An 18,047-nucleotide genomic window follows, 5' to 3' on the forward strand; every position below is an offset into this window, starting at 1 on the left:
AGTTAGATGCACTCTAGTTTACCTGGGGTTTTAGGGCGGAGCTACTTTTTTAGTTTGCTATACCTTAATAAAAGTGATTGTTATAATTATCACTTTATAAATAATGCGGTGGTTACTTATGAAAGCAAAGTTACGCAATACTGAACTTTATTTTGATGTTGCTGGCATGCAATTACAGCCAGTTCGAAATCATTTTGTGGAACGACCTGTTGTTTTTATGTTACATGGTGGGCCCGGAGGCGACCATTTGCGGTTTAAACAACACTCTTTAGAATTACAAGATGTTGCACAATTAATTTTTATCGATCATCGTGGTTGTGGTCGGAGTAAGAAGACCAAACAACGTGATTACACATTAGACAATAATATCGAAGACTTGGAAGCTTTACGCCAACATTTAGGGTTAGAAAAAATTTGTATTTTGGGAACATCCTACGGGGGAATGGTTGCGCAAGGATATGCCATCCGTTACCCGAAAAATGTTGATAAACTTATTTTAGTCGTCACCGCCCCAAGTTATCGGTTTTTAGACGAAGCAAAAATAATTTTAGCAAAACGTGGTAACCAAAAACAAATCGCCATTTGTCAACATTTATGGAATGGTTCATTTAAGAATTCTCGCCACCTCATGAAATATTTTAAAGAAATGGAGCCATTATATTCCACAACAACTAAAAAAAATCATCACCAATCTTTTAACCAATCCAAAACCATCTGGTCTTATGAAGCGCTTAATGAAGGATTTAAAGGTTATTTGCGTACGTTTGATTTCATTCCGTTCCTTAAAAAAATTACCGCCCCAACATTGATCCTGGCTGGTAGTGAAGATTGGATTTGCCCACCATCACAATCAAAAGTAATGGCTAAACATATACCAAAATCCCAATTAAAAATATTTAAACAGAGCGGCCATTCTCTTGCAGTTGATGCACACGACTCCTATATTAGAATTATAAAAAATTTCTTAAAATCTTCTGCGCAATAAGAAATTTCGCTAATTTATTATATTTTATCTTAAGTAAACTGAGGTGGGGTTGGAAAACAGTCTTGGACTTCATCTTGAGCTTGAGCCGCAGAAAAAAAATTGAACATATGAATTTGAGCTTTAAATACTAGCTTTTGATCTTCAGTCATTCCGTTTGGTTTTGCTCCATGGTCCACCACTTCAGTACTTAGTCTATAATTTTCGAGTAGAGATAAAATTGCTATTTTGGTTTCACGCTCAGGCAATTTTTTATTTAATATCATTTCTATATTTTGTTGAGAGGGGATGGGAACAGAAAGTTGACCTTTAATATCATAAAATTGTTCAATTTTCGATTTCTCTGGCTGTTGAGCGTCATTTAAATTAGCATTTTCAAATATATTGAGTACTAGAGGGTTCTCAGTTGTAGCTGTTGTCTGGTGATTGCAATTGAGTGTATTACATGGATCTTCCTTTTCTGAGTTATCTAGAAATTCATTTTGAATATTTGCTTCATTTATTAATTTTTCATTTGTACTGATTTGAATATTTTCTGCATTGTCTAACTTTGTATCTGCAATGGCTTGAATATTTGCTGCCTTTGTTATCTTTTCATTTTTGCTGATTATAAGATTAGCCAATAGTTCAAAATCCTGGATTGAAAAATTTTTAGGTGAGTTATAACTTACATATAAATAAATTTTATCGGGTTCCTTTTCAATTTTGGTCCTAAAGCTTACCTCACAAAAATTGAAATGATTAAATGTAATGTGGTTTTTTAATTCAGCAATGCGGTATGTAACAACGTCTCTCCACTTAACTAATGAATTATTATGGATCCTTGTATCCTTAACAGGAGCTAAAAAAATGGCTAAATATTTATAAGCCGCATAATTTTTACTGACATTGTATGAAGAAACGTCTTTGATAGATATTAAGCTGAGCAATTCATAATAAGTCCGGCGAGGATGGCGAGAACGTTGAGTCAGCATAAATCATTACCTGGGTCGAGTACAGTTTTGAAACATTCTACCGCATCAAAGTTTACTAAATATTAAGTTAAGCTTAAATTATCCCGGTTTAAAAGATCAGGTTGTCGTGAAAAAGGATCTTCAGATTCGCCGTCATACTTAGAAAGTTGAAATAAGTTATTCCGGTTAATTTGAGCCAGTTTGGGACTATCAAAAGTGGTAGAATTGCTTATGATATCAGTTTCTTGGTTACCTTTAAGACTATTTGCATTGATTGTTTTAAACAACCCAAGAATTTCTCTAATTTTTTTATCTGTATTCAATCGCTCAGTAGGAGTATTGCAAATCATGTTGATGTGTTGCTCAACTGATAAATCATTAGTATTTGTGGAAAGCGGTATGGGTGAGTCAGGCATAAGATTAAATTTTTCTAATGCATGTTTCTCTAAAATACTAGTAGAAGGTTGCAATAAAATTTCGCAGATCCAATCAAATTGCTGAATGGTTAAATTTAAATTTTCTAAAAGTTTAACTTGAAAATAAATAGTATTTAATTGCACTGTTACACTTCCAAAAATCTCAATTCCCATTTCTTTGAGTTTAGTATTGACTATGTCCCATCGTTTACTAAGGCTTATTAGAACTTTTGGAGTTTGTTTTATATTCAGGGAAGATTCAAACACCGCAAAAAATAGTGGGTCTTCCACTGTGCTACGTATGGCGGGATAAGGAAAATTAGGAATTCTTTTAAGATTAAGATATAAAGCTGGCTTATGTTTGCAAAGTTCATTATTTTTTAACGAAACTCTTTTTTTACTATTTGAATTTTCTTTAATTTCAGCACTCGCTTCATTCACTATCGTCTCATTTGAGGTGATTATAAGATTAGCCACTAGCTGAAAATCTTCTAAAGTAAAATTTATACTGGATCTTGAATTGACAAGTAAATGAATGGTGTCAGGGCCGGTTTTTGCATTTTTACAGTTGAAATCAATCTCATTCAAATTGAGATGAGATAAATCGATATGTGCTTTCAATTCTCGGATTCGGCCTACGATGATATCTCCCCACTTACTGAGTGTTTTCTGATTGGGCGGAGTCAAAAATATGGCTAAATATCTATGCTGTTTATTTTTTTCATATTGATGATGTGAGCTACTATATTGCACGGATTGCAATGTTATTTGTTCGTAACTACAGGGATCAAGAGCGGTACAGCGTAATTGCATCATAGCACCTAAATGATAAGCATAAGATTAGTAACATGTTAACTCTTAAAGATTAAGTCAGTATTATTAGCCACTAAAATTTTTCCGCGCTGGCGATTTAAAATCTCCTTAAGTTTAATGTCAGGCTAAGCATGAGGTTATTTTCGTATTAAGGTTTTCTTAAATATGTCGTCCTTTCACTCGGTTTCGGTAATAGTTAATGAGTTAAAAAAAGTTGTTTGCGAGGTTGCTAGCCTGGGTTCCTCGCTTTGCGTTCCACCCAGGACCTTACCTTTTGTTAACATCTCGTATCTTGTTTATCGTCCTACCTTCTGTTTAATTACCTGGCACCTCTTAATGTCTACCATTACTTTCGAAAGAAAAAATCAATTACATTAGATTGTCATCATCTATTATTATTTTTTAACAAACTCTAAAAGAATCCACCCTTCCTTTGTGATCTTATTTTTGAATATAAAATATTGCTGATAGACGGTTACAACTGATTCGAAGTCTGTTTCGGTTAAGCCGGAGAGGACAAGTATGCCTTTGGGTTTTGTCCATTGGGCAAAAAGGTCAGCATGGGCAATAAGTGTCGTTGCGACAATATTAGCTAACACGATATCTACCTCTCGCCTTGGTAACTGATCTGGTAGAAATACGTCCAACTGATTTTGCGCTAATTTATTTTTCGCAAAATTATCACAGCATGCAGTGAGGGCTTGTTCGTCATGATCAACAGCAACGACATGGGTTGCACCCAGTTTGACTGCAGCGAGCGCAAGAATACCTGATCCGCAGCCATAATCTAAAATCATTTCATTGCCAGAAATATGTGATGCTAACCATTCCAAACAAAGCGCTGTTGTGGGGTGTGCGCCCGTACCAAAGGCAAGTCCCGGATCAAGCAAAACATTGACGAGTTCAGGATAGGGAGACTTTTCCCAACTTGGACAAATGCATAATCTTTCTCCGTAAGTACGTGCTTCAAAACCCTTGCGACCCACTTGGATCCAATTTTGATGATCGATAGCACAACATTGATAATGAGAAATTTCGTTGCGTTGTTTTGCAAGTTCTAAATAAGGAATTAAAGTTAAGACTGAAGCATAATCAGCAAAGCATCCTTTAAGAATCATTTTGTCCCACTTTATAACCTCGCCCGGCAAAGGTTCATAAATAGATTGATCCGCTGCATCTTGCCAAGTTATAGCAGTGACCTGATGAAGAGCTATTTCATCGCTAAGCTGATCAATGAATGCATTTGTTGTCGTGATATGAAGTTCAAACATGATGTTACTCTATTCTTGATGGGTTGCTGCCAGTTTATTTAATGCTTCATTTGTTAATCTAAAAACGGTCCATTCATCCATCATTTTTGCCCCTAACTTTTTATAAAACCCGATTGCTGATTCGTTCCAATCTAAGACTGACCATTCCAACCGGCCGCATTTACGTTTTTTTGCTAAATGCGCTAAGTAGGCTAACATTTTTTTACCCACCCCTTTGCCTCTTGCTGCAGGTCTTACAAATAAATCTTCTAAGTAAATGCCGGTACGTGCCAAAAATGTTGAATAGCTTTGAAAAAATAAAGCGAAGCTAACGGGTTGGTTATTAACATAACCAATGATAACTTCAACCGAGCTGGGCTGACTAAATAATGAGTCACTTAATGCAGCTTCAGTTGCAACAACTTCATGAGATAATTTTTCATACTCAGCAAGTTCTTTTATAAAAGCAAGAATGAGTGGTACATCTTGAATTGTTGCGGGTTTTATTTCAAATGTGTCAGCAACCATATGTTTAATGCTCCTAGTTTAATTTTTTTTTGTCAAGCCAAGTGTTGTAAAGCTAAATTAAGAATAAATCTATTCAAAAACCAATGACTTTTTTCTGAGGATGATACGTATGATATTCTGCATTGCTCAAAAAACAAATTAAAATGAGGGACAATAGGTAGGGCGAATTTTATTAACGGTCAAGGAAAAGGGTCATTACATGAGTTTCATAACCGACTGTCGACGAAATTTTGCTCGGTCGATAAGATAATATAAACTTTATTTGTCACTGCACGCCGCTCTGCTGATCAAAATTCAATCAAGGCATAAGCCAAATCTACGCTATCTTTATCAGCATCACCAATTACAGTAAACTTGAAGTTATCGCTTGATCCTCGACCATGAGGAAGGAAAAGTAGCTCACATGCCTCTTAATCTGCAAGCTTACTTTGATCGAATCAACTACCAAGGGCCAATGACAGTTTCCCTTGAAACTTTGAAAAATATTCATCGCGCCCAAGCCTTAACAATCCCTTTTGAAAACCTAGCTATTCACGAACGAGAAAATGAAAATAATCCCAATGCCTTTATCCATCTTGATGAGGGGCATTTATTCCAAAAATTAGTGATTAATAAGCGGGGCGGTTATTGTCATGAAAATAACGAATTGTTAGCACTGGTTTTAATTCAACTTGGATTTAAAGTGCAGCGTTTAGCAGCTCGCGTAATGACTCCAGTACCTGTTGCGCGGGGGCACAAAATATTATTAGTTACGATTGAAGGGAAGCCTTGGCTTGCTGATGTGGGGTTTGGCGGCTATGGTTTTTTGGAACCGCTTCCTCTTGAAGTTGAGAAAGAAATTGTTCAATATCATCACAAATATCGATTAAAAAAATTCAATGATAGGCTCATGTTACAAACCTTAACGACTTCTGATTGGAAAGATTTATATGAATTCAATTTAGAAGTCTTTGAAGCGATCGATTTTGAACCCATGAGTTACTTTGTCTCACATCATCCACAATCATTTTTTTTTAATAATAAAATTTGCGTTTTGCCACGATCCGAAGGGTATATTATTTTAAATAATAACAAATTAAAAATAGAAACGGATGGCCAGGAAATAAAAAGCGATATAAAAGATGGGAAAGATTATTTACAAGTATTAAAACAATATTTCAATATTGATTTACCCCAAGGGACACGTTTTAAACCATTAAGTCAGAAAACGCCTGCGCCTGAAATTAAACCTACAAGATTTTCTCATCACTTTTGGTGTAAGTATGTCAAGCCTTGTACTGCTCATCAACTTGACCGCACTCCTATAGAACTAGCACGCTCTCCTAAGCCTAATTATTAGGTTGTGTTATATTATCATAATCAAAGTTACATTCGTTTAATTTCACAATTTTTGTGCGTTTAATAAGTTTATACCCGAGCCATAACAATATAAAGATTGGCAAGCCAATGTAGGAAACTAAGAATTGCGACCAATCAATCTGGTGTTCACTAAGCGCCTTATAATTTTGGCCACCTATCACTAAAAGACATAAACCAAAGGCAGTTAAAGGAGCAAATGGATAACCTTTAGCCAGATAAGGAAGTTGGCTTAAATCTTTTCCTTGTTTGATATATGCTTTTCTAAACCGATAGTGACTGATAGCAATGCCTAACCATGCAATAAATCCAGACAAACCCGACGCATTAATTAACCAAAAATAAACCAAGCCATTACCAAAAAAAGAAGATAAAAATGCGGACATCGCAATAAACGTTGTGGCCGCAAGTGCAATAACTGGAACGCCACGTTGATTGACGCGTGCAAAAATTTTTGGAACATGACGTTGTTTGGCTAAGTACCAAAGCATCCGGGTCGCAGCGTACAAACCTGAATTACCCGCCGAAAGAATAGCAATTAAAATGATGCCATTGATAAATGATGCTGCAAAGCTCATGCCGTATTCTTTGAATACTAACGTGAAAGGACTCATTTCAACATCCGAACTAATCAGTTGGGGTGAAGTGTAGGGGATTAGAAAGCTGATCACCAAGATGGCTAATATAAAAAATAATAAAATGCGCCAAAATACTTGCTTGATTGCTTTTGGAATATTGATATGCGGGTTTTCACTTTCACCAGCTGCAATACCGATTAATTCTGTTCCTTGAAATGAAAAACCAGCAATCATAAAGGCACTTAAGATTGCCATACTTCCACCATGAAAAGGAGCATCACCAATAAACCAATTTTTAAAACCAATGGACTCGCCTGGCGAAACTCCTAAAATTAGAGCGCTTCCTGCAATAATAAATAAAATGATGACTGATACTTTAATAAATGAAAACCAATACTCAATTTCTCCAAATCCTTTCGCTGAGAGGGCATTAAACCCGACGATCAAAGTAATAAATGCTAAGCACCAAATCCAAGAGGGACTGTGAGGAAACCAAAATTGCATAATTAACGAGGCGGCAGTAATTTCTGATGCAACAGTGATGGCCCAGTTATACCAATAATTCCATCCTAAAGCATAACCCAAAGCTGGATCCACAAACTTAGCAGCGTACGTATAAAAAGAACCTGTGGTTGGCATATAGGCTGCCATTTCTCCTAAACTAGTCATCAAAAAATAAACCATGAGACCTGTTAAAAGATAAGCAAGCAAAGTTCCACCCGGACCTGCAGTGTGAATGGCATTACCACTTGCCAAAAAAATTCCCGTTCCAATTGAACCACCGATTGCAATCATATTTAATAGACGCGCATTAAATTTTCTATGCAATAGAGGATCCAATGAAGTATCTAACCTTACTTCAGTCATGAGGCTTTCCTTAGTATTTTATTGAACGGCAGAATCTTTTTTTTTTATTTAAATAAATGATCTAGGTAGTTTTTATAATTTTTTATAATATTTTTTTGTTGCTCTAGGGTTAAATTAAATGCGCCATAGGTTACGAAGGGGGAAGAAATTTGCATACCTACAAAGCGTAAAGTGTGATGGATAGGATGTAAAAAAGTATCAAGGGTTGCACCATGTACACCATCAGTTTGATAGGCTGTAGCGGGAGATTGAGTGCTGGTGACGATTGAAGCTTTTTTGCCTTTTAACAAGCCATCATCAAAAATTTTATTCGCATCATAGGCAAAACCTTTCACTAAAATTCGATCAAACCAACCCTTTAATATCGCCGGCGTTGCAAACCACCATAAAGGAAATTGAAAAATTAAATGATCAGCCCACTGAACTTGTTCAAGGGCTTTAGTAATATCAGGGCTGAGACGCTGTTCATTGAATGCGGCTTGTTGCATTAAAAAAAAAGCTTCATCTTTTGCATGGGTAGGCAAATTAAAATCTTGCAAACTGGCGACACTATTAAAATTTTCTTGGTATAAATCAGAAAATTTAACTTCATGGGATGAAGCAAGGTGAGTTACAGCTTCTTCGGCAAGGTGACCATTAAATGATTTTGGATTAGGATGCGCTAAAACATACAAAATTTTCATTTCATTAACTCAATAGATCAAGTAAAGGTTTACGCGCTTCCGGACCGTAGGCAACGCTCCCTACGGGCACTGCGCCTTCTAGTGCTTCATAAACTTTCGCCACCCACAAAGGTCCAAATCCGCCACATAACTCAATCATTTGCGCACCTTGAGACACGGCCTCTTTGGCAACTTCAATGACTCTATCTTTTTGCTTAAAGTCGATACCTGCCGTGACAAAAGTAAGTTTATCCGTTTTAATTTCCGTACGATGTAATTGAGGGTCCAAATCAGGACCTAAAAAAATGTAAATGTAATGATTAAATTTCATTAAATTTCCTCGCAAATGTGCTTTTAAATACTATAATATAGTTACAAAATTTAAACAATATGCGATTTTAAACAATATATTTTACTTTTTGAGTATAATGAGGTTAATTTGCATGGGAATGTTAGATGACACCGCTATTTTTACTGCAGTCGTTGAGTTAGGCGGATTTAGCCGGGCGGCGAAGCAGCTAGGTCTTTCCAATGGCTTGGTGAGTCGACGTATTGCTCAATTGGAATTAAAACTCGGTGTAACATTAATTAAACGAACAACGCGTCAGTTACAATTAACCCGGGAAGGAGAATTATTTTGGCAGCATGCCCAACGAATACAACAAGAACTTGATTCTGCAGTAAGCTCAATCCAATCGCTTGCTCAAAAACCCAAAGGTAAAATTCGTCTCAGTGCTCCCTTATATTTTGGAAGACATTTTTTAACACCCATTATCATGAAGTTTCTAGCTGATTTTAAAGATATAAAAATTGATTTAAACCTCAGTAATGATCAATTAGATCCTATTAAAGAACAATTTGACCTGGTTATTCGAGGCGCGGGTTATATTGATGAAGTCAATTTGCAAGATAGTAGTCTGCAAATGAAGTTGCTCTTGCAAGAAAAAATCGGATTATATGCAAGCTCAAGCTATCTCTTCAAACACGGCGAGCCTACAAATATTAAAGCTTTATTGAGCCATGCCATTATTAATTCGGCGAGCAATCCATCACAACTAGAAGAGGCAAAGTGGCCTTATCTAATCGGCTGCGAGCAAGAGTATTTTATTTTTAATCCACAGTATACTTCTAATGATATTGAAAGTAGCTTAACCGCCTGTATAGCAGGTCATGGAATCGGACGCTTCACTGATTTAAATGTAAAAATGGCACTACAGCATCAAACCTTAAAGCCAGTCCTCAGGGATTATGACTGGGGTCACTACAAGCTGTACGCCATATATCCTCAACAGCATGTTCTACCAAAACGTACACGATTATTATTAGAATTCATTTATTCCCATACGCGACATTTGACAGAAAAATTAGGGGGAGCAGGATAAGATGATTTGGAATGAGTTAGTTCAACAACTTTACTAAAAAACTTTGAATGCTTCACATTTCAAGTTAGCTCTCAGTTACGTTTGCTCCTCGGAGTACTATTTCTACATGAAACTGGGAGTAGATCATAAAAGTTTTTCAGCATATAAAAAGTTAAATTATTTAAAACATAAAAATATTAAAAGAATGGAAAAAACTATGTTCAATAATCGACAGAAGGTTTATACGAAAGGCAATACGGATTTACATAACTTACTTCGACACTGCAAGAATGCAGAAGCTATTGAATACATGATCAAGGTAAATGGGGCGCAGGCAGTTTCACTCATGGCGACAACTGTTAATGATGCGGGAGAAATTCCTTTTGATTTGGTTGAAAATCTTAAAGTTCCTGATACTGAAAAAGGGAAAATTTACGATATCCTTCTGTCTTTAACCAGCATGAAAAAATTAAAGGACTTGAACACGCCCCTTGAATTTTCTGAAATCATTAAAGAATTCAATCCCGCTCAGGAAAGTAGATTATATCGTAATTTAAAAGAGGCTTGTCGGGTTGCTAATATAACGCGGGCTGAAATTCACGGTTCTTCGACGCATCCTTCTCCAAAGCATAATTTTGATGAAATTTCGCAAATTGAAAAGCAAATTAAATCTATCGAAAAATCATCTGGATTCATTGAGAATACTGCCTTACGTCAATTAGGCAACCAATATGAAGTAGTACAAGTCTGGGAAAATGAAGTGGTAGTCGAATTACCTCAAGATATTGCTTATCATTTTTTACAAAGTAAAACTGATCTATATGAAAAAAAGGGAATGGCGAATTGCGGTATCATGAGCTTTATTGCTTTAAAAAAATTAATCGAAAAAAATGGAACTAGCATTCCGGCGGAAGTTTACAATGTACAAAATGGTGATCACGCTATTTTAATTATTGATCGTGATCCGCAAAGTGATCCTTTGCAACCGAAGACGTGGGGACCTCATGCTGTAGTTTGTGATACCTGGAGCGGTGAAGTTTATCCTTTAACGTTTTTGAATGAAAAATTACTAACGTTTCGTATTCAACTTATGAAACATAAAATAACAAATGAAATTGGAGTGTTTCATTTTCTTACATCTTATAATCCTAATTACCATCGGCTAAGTTATTGTCTTTCCATAGGTCAACATAATTATTTGCCGGTTAGAAATGATACGATGTTGTTACGTCTGCAATTTGCTGTCAATAAATTATTTAATTTTAAAACTACTTTTTCGTTTCAAACGCCTAAGTATTTACAAGGCATCCAAAAAGAAAAAATAACTGGAAATTCCCATGGCCTTTTTGGGCCGCCCCTGCAGCATAATGATGGTCAGCAAGTAAGCTTTCTCAACCATCGTAATTCGAGATAAACAAATTGGATCATCGAGGTGGGCACACTTGAGCCCACCGCGACAAGATTGGATGGTAGAAAAATTACTGCGTAAATTGATTGCCTGGGGTGATATTTTTCTTCAGCGCTAAACTTATAAAATCACCTTCAGCATTGATAAATATAAAGCTATTGTTTGCATTATAAGCGAAATCACAAAATGGTTTTGCTTCATTCCAATGCTGCCAAGTGATACATAAAGCACCATCATCGCTAACCGTCCATGTACCTTCATCTGCTTGGACATTACTTTCCGGTTTAGTATCCAACTTACCCGTAGCTTTATTACTTTTATCTAAATAAATTGTGATGCGATTGGGAATAAGTTGAGCGTCAATGGTTGAGAGGGGAATTGTTGTTATCGTATTACCTGCAAAGGTCGAGATGACCTCATCCTTAGTCATCGATGTCATAGTGGTTGCGCCAAGTGTGGTTGCCGCACATAGAGAAACCAGGGTAAAAAATAGCTTTTTCATAACATTCTATCCTTAGTATGGAATGATAAGACTGGTTATCATAACATGAGCTTCAACAAATTTATAATTTGATTCTTACGCTTTGAATAAAGCTTTTTACGCAATTTACTTGCGGTAGGACGTGTGATTTTTTTGTGTTATATTCGGCGGTGAAGACACCAATGCGGAATTAAACATGCAAACAATCTTGGCTAAATTGAAGCAATTTATTTTCTTTACCAAATGCCTTTGGGCGGTCGCCTGGCCTTGCCTGGTGGTGATTGTAAAAGCTAACTTAAATAGAATTAATCATCAAGAGATGAATCGAATTGTTAATAAAGCCGCAGTGTCGGTTTTAAGTTTAACCAAAACGCGTTACAAAATATCTTATGCGACCCAATTTCATTTTCAAGAAAATACCGCTTATATTCTCATGAGCAATCATGAAAGTTTAATGGATATTCCTTTAATTTACGCGACAATGACAGGAACCATACGCTTTCTCGCTAAAAAAGAATTATTTAAAATCCCAATCTTTGGAAGAATGTTGGCAATAAGTGAATGCGTGCCCGTTGATCGAAGCAAACCTATGCAAGAAAAAGCTTTTTTTCAACAAGTTAAAGAGAGGCTGCATAAAAATATATTTATTTGGATTTTTCCAGAAGGGACGCGATCACGCGAAAAAGATTTACTGCCCTTTAAAAGCGGGGGTTTTCGTTTAGCGCGAGAAATTTCCGCCAAAATTGTACCGGTTGGCATCTGCAATACGCGCGCAATTCTACCACCTCATAAATTGGAATTTGGTTTTAACAAAACTGTCGAGCTTAAAGTAGGCGAACCCATTGATGCAGGTAAATTCCAAATGTTGGATGGACAGCAACTATTGATGGAGACGGTAAGAAATAAAATTAAAGATTTAATTGCCTAATCAGTAAGGAAGTTTTCGCTAGTAACCTCAATACGATGTCCATTCGTAAAAATAACATTTCTTAAAATTAATATAATCATAAATCTGAAATAAAACTAATAAAAGATACTGTTTTGTCGTTCTCAGCGCAATTTTTCTTGAGCATGATGTTGTATAATAATTACCAAAGTCTCTATTTTATTATGACAAGGATGATGCGATGAATGAGAAGGATGCAGCTTGGCCTCATTTAAATTACGATGAATTCAAATCGACAGCCCACCTATTGCATATGGGCGTACAAATTATTGGAAAATTCAAGTTATATACGCCCTTTGAACCCCATTGGGCGAATGTTGCCTTATGGTTAACAGCCAAAGGCATCACCACGGGATTGATTCCTTATCAATCGGGTGCTTTTAGCATTGAAGTTGATTTAAACAATCATCTTATTTTAGTGACATCTAGTTTTGGAACTGAAAGACAATTTCCTCTTACGTCAATGTCAGTAGCAGAGTTCGAAACAAAAATTTTAATGATTTTAAAAGATTTAAACATTGATTTGCATATTAATTCTATGCCTCAAGAAATTCCAAATCCTATTCCATTTAATGAAGATACTGAAATACGAGAGTATAACAGCGTACTTGCTAATGCGTGGTGGCGAATCTTATTAAGTTCCTACAAAGTGATGAAGCTTTATCATGCACGTTTTGATGGGGAAACCCCACCCATTGGATTGATGTGGGGAACATTTGATTTACGAGATGCACGTTACAATGGCATGCCTGTTCCAACGACAGGGGTTAATGCAGGTTATATTCGTCGAAATGCCATGGATGAAGCGCAAGTTGAAATCGGTTTTTGGCATGGGAATGAAATGTATCCTCGTCCCGCTTATTATTCATTTACCTACCCCCAACCCGACGCTATTGAATCAGCCACTATCCAACCGCAAGCTGCGCGCTGGGATGCGAAGTTAACGGAATTTGTTTTAGATTATGAGGCGATTGAGAAATCTAACCAACCTGAAGAAGATTTATTGAATTTTTTTGAATCGACTTATCATGCGGGAACTCAACTGGCTCAATGGGATCCAACGCTAATTAAAAAAGGTGAGCCTTCTTAAAGAGATGAGTAATATAATATCAGGCAAGCAAAGCAGATAATGATGCTAAGCTTGCCCATGGAAAAGGAAGTTAAACAAGATTTTCTGGTTCAATAGGAACCACAATCCACATCACGATGTAGACTAATAGCGCTGACCCGCCCAAGAAAAATAACAACACGAATAAGAGTCTGATCCAGGTGGGATCGGTATGGAAATATGCAGCGATACCGCCACAAATACCAGCAATCATACGATCTTGACGAGAACGGTAAAGTCTGCGACGCGGTTGCGGTGATGTATTCATGTGGATCTCCTAAACTTAGCTTTATTAATACATTATAATACTTTAGACGATAAATAAGGTCCGATTATAGGCATTTCTATCATTTTTATGAGTTTAAATCTAAGCTTTTCTTTCCTATACTAATATTGTCAATGTCGCCGTCTTAAGAAAAAAAGAGGGAATAGACCATACCAATTCCTGCACCTAATATTCCTAAGAAGGTAAGCCAAACAAAAATATTTGATAGAAAACGACTGTAATGTTTACCCATAAATTTTTTGTCTTGCGCGATAACTGCTACGAGAAAGATAAGAGGGACAGCAACGAGACCGTTTAGGACTGCGCTATAGATCAGTGCCTTAAAAGGATCGATATCGACTAAGTTTATCCCTAATCCGATTAACGTAGCGAAAATAATTATCCCATAAAATCCATAGGCATTATAAAATTTTAAGTCCAATCCAACTTTCATATTATAAGTTTCACCAATGGCATAAGCACAAGATCCAGCCAGAATGGGAATCGATAATAACCCCAAACCAATAATGCCAGTGGCAAAAATAATTTTCGTAATTAAACCAGCGTTTGGAAAGGAATGGATAAAAGGTTCTAGCGCTTTTGCAGCATCGGCCGCATTTTTTATATCGATAATACCATGTTGATGCAACACGGCAGCGCTCACTACAATGATCGACCATGAGCAAATCTGTGAGGATAACATGCCAACAAAATTATCAATCCGCATTCGTTTGATGTAACGCCGACTTACTTTTGAGTTTCCACCTATGGTATTTAAGTTTTTCTTATTGACCTCTTCAACTTCTTGCGAAGCTTGCCAAACAAATAAATAGGGAGAAACTGTTGTCCCTAATAAACCGGTTAAGATAAATAAATAAGCAAAATTAAATTCTAGATGGGGGATGAAGGTGGCTTTGAAAACTTGCCCCCAATTAATGTGAATCATGATAGCGGTCAAGGGGTAAGTAATGAGCGACAAGGCCAGCCATTTTAAAATATTTGCATAAATACGATAGGATAAAAAGATTTGCATAGCCAAAATGATCGTCGTGAAACCAACCGTCAAAAGCGTGAAGTTAAGAGGAAAAATCAGTTGCATCGTGGCAGCCATCGCACCTAAATTTGCCCCAATGTTAATAACATTGGCAATGAGGAATAAAAAAATAACGCTATAAAGAATCCAAGGATTGAATTTCTTTTTGATAACCGAGGCCAATCCTTCTCCCGTGACGGCACCAATCCGTGCACAGGCTTCTTGAATAGCAATTTGGAAAGGGAGGATTAAAAAAACTATCCAGAGTTGTTTGTATCCAAATTGAGCACCAGTTTGACTATAGGTTGCGATTCCCGAAGGATCGTTTCCAGCTGCCCCTGTGGTTATGCCAGGTCCGAGTATGCCAAAATATTTCTTTACTCGTTTAATCATCCTGCTTCCTTTCTCAAATGAATAACCTTCGGGAAGTAAACATTTAAAACCTATTTATGATGAGCTGCAACAGTGTGGGTCAAATTTTGAACGTGTGGTGAGATTGGGAAGTAACGCCTGATTGGTCAAATCAAGAACTTGAAAAGAAAGTGACTTTATCAAGTGCATAAAAAATTGCTATGATAGTGAGTGGAATACATTTTCGCGTTTAGGAAGCAATCGACTTAAGGAGATCACAATGAGTGACAATAGAAACCCAAGGGATCGTGATGAGAATGCCAGCAATACAGGCATGATAGTTGGTATTATCATTATCGTACTAGCCGTAATCGGGGTGATTTTCTATTTTAATTACACACCAGTGACAACAGAAACCACAACAACGACAACGGCAGCGCCAGATACCACAACGACGACTGTTGAACCAGCTTCAGCAACGACTACTACCCAGTAAGCTAAATTGGTGTTGTAATTAACAACTGGTAAGCATCTGTATAATAAATGCTTACCAGTTTTCCTTTGTTAGTCGCAATTGCGCCCGCCAACGGTAAAAACCGAAACCATTTAAAATAATAAAAATAAAAAATAGACCCGCTGTGTAATATAGGTTTTTAATTAAATACATTTCAACCGAAGCGCTACAAACCACGATCCACAATAACCAATGCCCAATCCAAGCATTCGCTTGCATCCATAAGGCAACCAGGCTCCCTGCGGTAGTGGCGGCATCGATTAAAACGGTATTTGAATCCGTATATCTTGCTAACAAAAAGGCAATGGCACCAAATAAAACCATGGTCGAACTTAAAGCGATCCACCATATTTTTTTAGGTGTTATTTTTAGAGGAGTTGGTTCGAGCTTGAGCTTTTCCGACCACCTCTTCAGACCATAAAATTGCAAAACTAATGCGACACATTGAAACCCCATGTCTGCATAGAGCTTTGTTTGGTAAAAAACCACTGCATATAAAACGACCATCACGATGCCAAAAAACCAGTTCCAGATATTGGCGCGAATGCAAAGAATAATATTCAGAAATCCAGCGAGCGTTGCAAAAAGTTCTAAAGATTGTGTGGAGGGCATAACGATGATGTCTTTTATTATTATAGTTGGGACTATATTACCAAGTCACTAAAATTTGAAGAGCTAATCGCTAATCGCTAATCGCTAATCGCTAACTTACCATGAGCTTCAACGTGCGCGTTATAGATGCCTCGAAAGTCGGTCTCGACCACAAATGGATATTGACCTCGCTCAAGAGGGGTCACTTCCATTTCGCTCTCTGATTCATCAGAAAATTCTCCCTTTGGCTCAAGTTCAATGAGCGTAATGCGCTCAATCTTGTGCTGTTGGAAATATAATCCCTGACGATATTCAAAAATTTGCTTTTGTTGGGTTTCATTCGTGATGTAGACCTCGTGAACACCACGTAATTTAACAGGGGTTCCCGTATGACCGGTGAGATTATTTGTTCTTGAAAATGCTCTAGACGCAGGATAGTCATCGTTTTCATGAATGCGGAAAACGCGGGGGAGATTAATAAATGTACCCCGTGCATTCGTTGTGGATCGAATGGTGCTATTGAGTATTTTAAAATGAGAACCGTGAAAGGCAAAGGCTTGTGTACTTAGGGCGTAAATAAAAATTACATAAAAAAAATTGCGCATAAAGCTTCTCCAAAGCAAATAAGATGATGGATGTGTGGGAAAATTTTAAAAAAGGGTAGGATAAAACGTGCAACGAAGGGTTTTGCATTTTGCAAAATTTATATTGGGATTGCAAGTTTAAATTTTATTTTTTGATGGCGGGTATGTTACTGTCTTGCATTAAAAAATAGTTTAATCCGAGCTGATAAAGTTGATTTTCAGCTGGGCTTAATAATTGAATTTCAGAGGCTGTTAACAATAAAGCAAGCAGCGGAGAAAGAGTAGGCGCGTTAAGATAGTAATCAGAGAGGCGCGCAATGTTTTCGCGAAAAAAAACACCGCCGAAACCGATAAAGCGAGTTACAATATCGGCCGCAACACAGTCATTTAATCCATCCCCAATTAAAGATGTAAGGCGCGCATCCCGAACAAGTTGTTGGATAAGCCGACGTTTTCCATCATGGTGAATTAAGGGTGAAGTATGATCAAAATCAAGATAATGACCTTGAGCGTCAAAAGTAATACCTACCGAAAAAATACGTTCTTCAGGTACGCCAAGGTGTTTACCAAAAAAAATGACTGCAGGTTCTAGTCCTGCGGAAAGAATATAAACAGTTTTGCCCAAGCGTTGCAAAATGGTAATGACATCTTTAGCATGTTGAGTTTGCCATTTTATATAAGATTGTGCTAATGCATGAACCTGGGTTTCATGAGGTAAAATAATCTTTAAACGTTCAGTATACAGCCCTTCATTGATACCAGTTGAACTCATGGCAAGTTCTGTGAGGGCGACAACTTGGGAGGCCACACCCTTCAATTCGGCTAATTGATTGATACCTTCAATACTCGTGAGTGTGCCATCGCAATCAAAGAAAACAGAAGAGATCGGTTGTTGCATTTGCCAATTTAAAATTGCCATGGTATATACCCATTACGCTAATCATTCGGATGTCAATATAACATCTTGTGTTAATTTTTAAACTCTCTTCATGAGAAATCA

At 36.9% G+C, this 18,047-nt stretch carries 20 protein-coding genes; 7 read left to right on the forward strand and 13 right to left on the reverse strand.

Annotated features, from left to right (window positions below; translation table 11 throughout):
• The first annotated feature begins 118 nt into the window (after window positions 1-118).
• Window positions 119-985, forward strand: a complete 867-nt coding sequence (locus H0W64_04450) for an alpha/beta hydrolase (protein MBA3660953.1) — start codon at window positions 119-121, stop codon at window positions 983-985.
• Window positions 986-1,014: 29 nt separating this feature from the next.
• Here the strand turns inward: H0W64_04450 and H0W64_04455 are convergent, their stop codons facing one another.
• The 4 genes from H0W64_04455 to H0W64_04470 form a co-directional block, all read right to left on the reverse strand.
• Entirely contained in the window at window positions 1,015-1,956 is a 942-nt protein-coding gene (locus tag H0W64_04455; GenBank protein ID MBA3660954.1) for a hypothetical protein, read from the reverse strand.
• 62 nt (window positions 1,957-2,018) lie between these two features.
• Window positions 2,019-3,167: a hypothetical protein gene (locus H0W64_04460; protein MBA3660955.1), complete on the reverse strand. Its 1,149-nt coding sequence runs from the start codon at window positions 3,165-3,167 to the stop codon at window positions 2,019-2,021.
• A gap of 392 nt (window positions 3,168-3,559) precedes the next feature.
• Window positions 3,560-4,435, reverse strand: a complete 876-nt coding sequence (gene prmA, locus H0W64_04465) for a 50S ribosomal protein L11 methyltransferase (protein ID MBA3660956.1) — start codon at window positions 4,433-4,435, stop codon at window positions 3,560-3,562.
• A gap of 9 nt (window positions 4,436-4,444) precedes the next feature.
• Window positions 4,445-4,942, reverse strand: coding sequence for a GNAT family N-acetyltransferase (locus H0W64_04470; GenBank protein ID MBA3660957.1), 498 nt, complete (start codon window positions 4,940-4,942; stop codon window positions 4,445-4,447).
• A 403-nt stretch (window positions 4,943-5,345) separates the two neighbouring features.
• Between H0W64_04470 and H0W64_04475 the strand changes: the two genes are divergently transcribed.
• Window positions 5,346-6,281: an arylamine N-acetyltransferase gene (locus tag H0W64_04475; GenBank protein MBA3660958.1), complete on the forward strand. Its 936-nt coding sequence runs from the start codon at window positions 5,346-5,348 to the stop codon at window positions 6,279-6,281.
• On the opposite strand, the gene H0W64_04480 is transcribed toward H0W64_04475, so the two are convergent.
• Genes H0W64_04480 through H0W64_04490 form a run of 3 tightly spaced genes read right to left on the reverse strand, consistent with a single transcriptional unit; the run spans window position 6,271 to window position 8,736 of the window.
• Window positions 6,271-7,743, reverse strand: a complete 1,473-nt coding sequence (locus H0W64_04480; protein ID MBA3660959.1) for an amino acid permease — start codon at window positions 7,741-7,743, stop codon at window positions 6,271-6,273. The two genes, H0W64_04475 and H0W64_04480, sit on opposite strands and share 11 nt — an antisense overlap.
• Window positions 7,744-7,787: 44 nt before the next feature.
• The gene (locus H0W64_04485; GenBank protein ID MBA3660960.1) at window positions 7,788-8,426 is read right to left on the reverse strand and encodes an NAD(P)H-dependent oxidoreductase; all 639 of its coding nucleotides are present in this window, start codon (window positions 8,424-8,426) and stop codon (window positions 7,788-7,790) included.
• Window positions 8,427-8,430: 4 nt separating this feature from the next.
• The gene (locus tag H0W64_04490; GenBank protein MBA3660961.1) at window positions 8,431-8,736 is read right to left on the reverse strand and encodes a hypothetical protein; all 306 of its coding nucleotides are present in this window, start codon (window positions 8,734-8,736) and stop codon (window positions 8,431-8,433) included.
• Between the two features lie 112 nt (window positions 8,737-8,848).
• On the opposite strand from H0W64_04490, the gene H0W64_04495 reads away from it, so the two are divergent.
• Window positions 8,849-9,787, forward strand: coding sequence for a LysR family transcriptional regulator (locus H0W64_04495; GenBank protein MBA3660962.1), 939 nt, complete (start codon window positions 8,849-8,851; stop codon window positions 9,785-9,787).
• 196 nt (window positions 9,788-9,983) lie between these two features.
• The gene (locus H0W64_04500) at window positions 9,984-11,180 is read left to right on the forward strand and encodes a hypothetical protein (protein MBA3660963.1); all 1,197 of its coding nucleotides are present in this window, start codon (window positions 9,984-9,986) and stop codon (window positions 11,178-11,180) included.
• Between the two features lie 64 nt (window positions 11,181-11,244).
• Here the strand turns inward: H0W64_04500 and H0W64_04505 are convergent, their stop codons facing one another.
• Entirely contained in the window at window positions 11,245-11,676 is a 432-nt protein-coding gene (locus tag H0W64_04505; protein ID MBA3660964.1) for a hypothetical protein, read from the reverse strand.
• 175 nt (window positions 11,677-11,851) lie between these two features.
• On the opposite strand from H0W64_04505, the gene H0W64_04510 reads away from it, so the two are divergent.
• A complete protein-coding gene (locus H0W64_04510) occupies window positions 11,852-12,583 on the forward strand; it encodes a 1-acyl-sn-glycerol-3-phosphate acyltransferase (GenBank protein ID MBA3660965.1) in 732 nt (243 codons plus the stop codon).
• Window positions 12,584-12,782: 199 nt separating this feature from the next.
• A complete protein-coding gene (locus tag H0W64_04515; GenBank protein ID MBA3660966.1) occupies window positions 12,783-13,691 on the forward strand; it encodes a hypothetical protein in 909 nt (302 codons plus the stop codon).
• Window positions 13,692-13,761: 70 nt separating this feature from the next.
• On the opposite strand, the gene H0W64_04520 is transcribed toward H0W64_04515, so the two are convergent.
• Window positions 13,762-13,977: a PspC domain-containing protein gene (locus H0W64_04520; protein ID MBA3660967.1), complete on the reverse strand. Its 216-nt coding sequence runs from the start codon at window positions 13,975-13,977 to the stop codon at window positions 13,762-13,764.
• Between the two features lie 142 nt (window positions 13,978-14,119).
• On the reverse strand, window positions 14,120-15,400 hold the full coding sequence (locus tag H0W64_04525; protein MBA3660968.1) for an Nramp family divalent metal transporter: 1,281 nt from the start codon (window positions 15,398-15,400) through the stop codon (window positions 14,120-14,122).
• A 238-nt stretch (window positions 15,401-15,638) separates the two neighbouring features.
• Between H0W64_04525 and H0W64_04530 the strand changes: the two genes are divergently transcribed.
• Window positions 15,639-15,854, forward strand: coding sequence for a hypothetical protein (locus H0W64_04530; protein MBA3660969.1), 216 nt, complete (start codon window positions 15,639-15,641; stop codon window positions 15,852-15,854).
• 51 nt (window positions 15,855-15,905) lie between these two features.
• On the opposite strand, the gene H0W64_04535 is transcribed toward H0W64_04530, so the two are convergent.
• From H0W64_04535 to H0W64_04545, 3 genes are all read right to left on the reverse strand, one after another.
• Complete coding sequence (locus H0W64_04535) at window positions 15,906-16,484, reverse strand: nicotinamide mononucleotide transporter (GenBank protein ID MBA3660970.1); 579 nt, start codon at window positions 16,482-16,484, stop codon at window positions 15,906-15,908.
• Between the two features lie 77 nt (window positions 16,485-16,561).
• The gene (locus H0W64_04540) at window positions 16,562-17,068 is read right to left on the reverse strand and encodes a hypothetical protein (protein MBA3660971.1); all 507 of its coding nucleotides are present in this window, start codon (window positions 17,066-17,068) and stop codon (window positions 16,562-16,564) included.
• Between the two features lie 124 nt (window positions 17,069-17,192).
• The gene (locus H0W64_04545; GenBank protein ID MBA3660972.1) at window positions 17,193-17,966 is read right to left on the reverse strand and encodes an HAD-IB family phosphatase; all 774 of its coding nucleotides are present in this window, start codon (window positions 17,964-17,966) and stop codon (window positions 17,193-17,195) included.
• Window positions 17,967-18,047: the final 81 nt, after the last annotated feature.

It is taken from the genome of Gammaproteobacteria bacterium (assembly GCA_013816845.1).
Lineage (GTDB): Bacteria > Pseudomonadota > Gammaproteobacteria > DSM-16500 > DSM-16500 > Aquicella.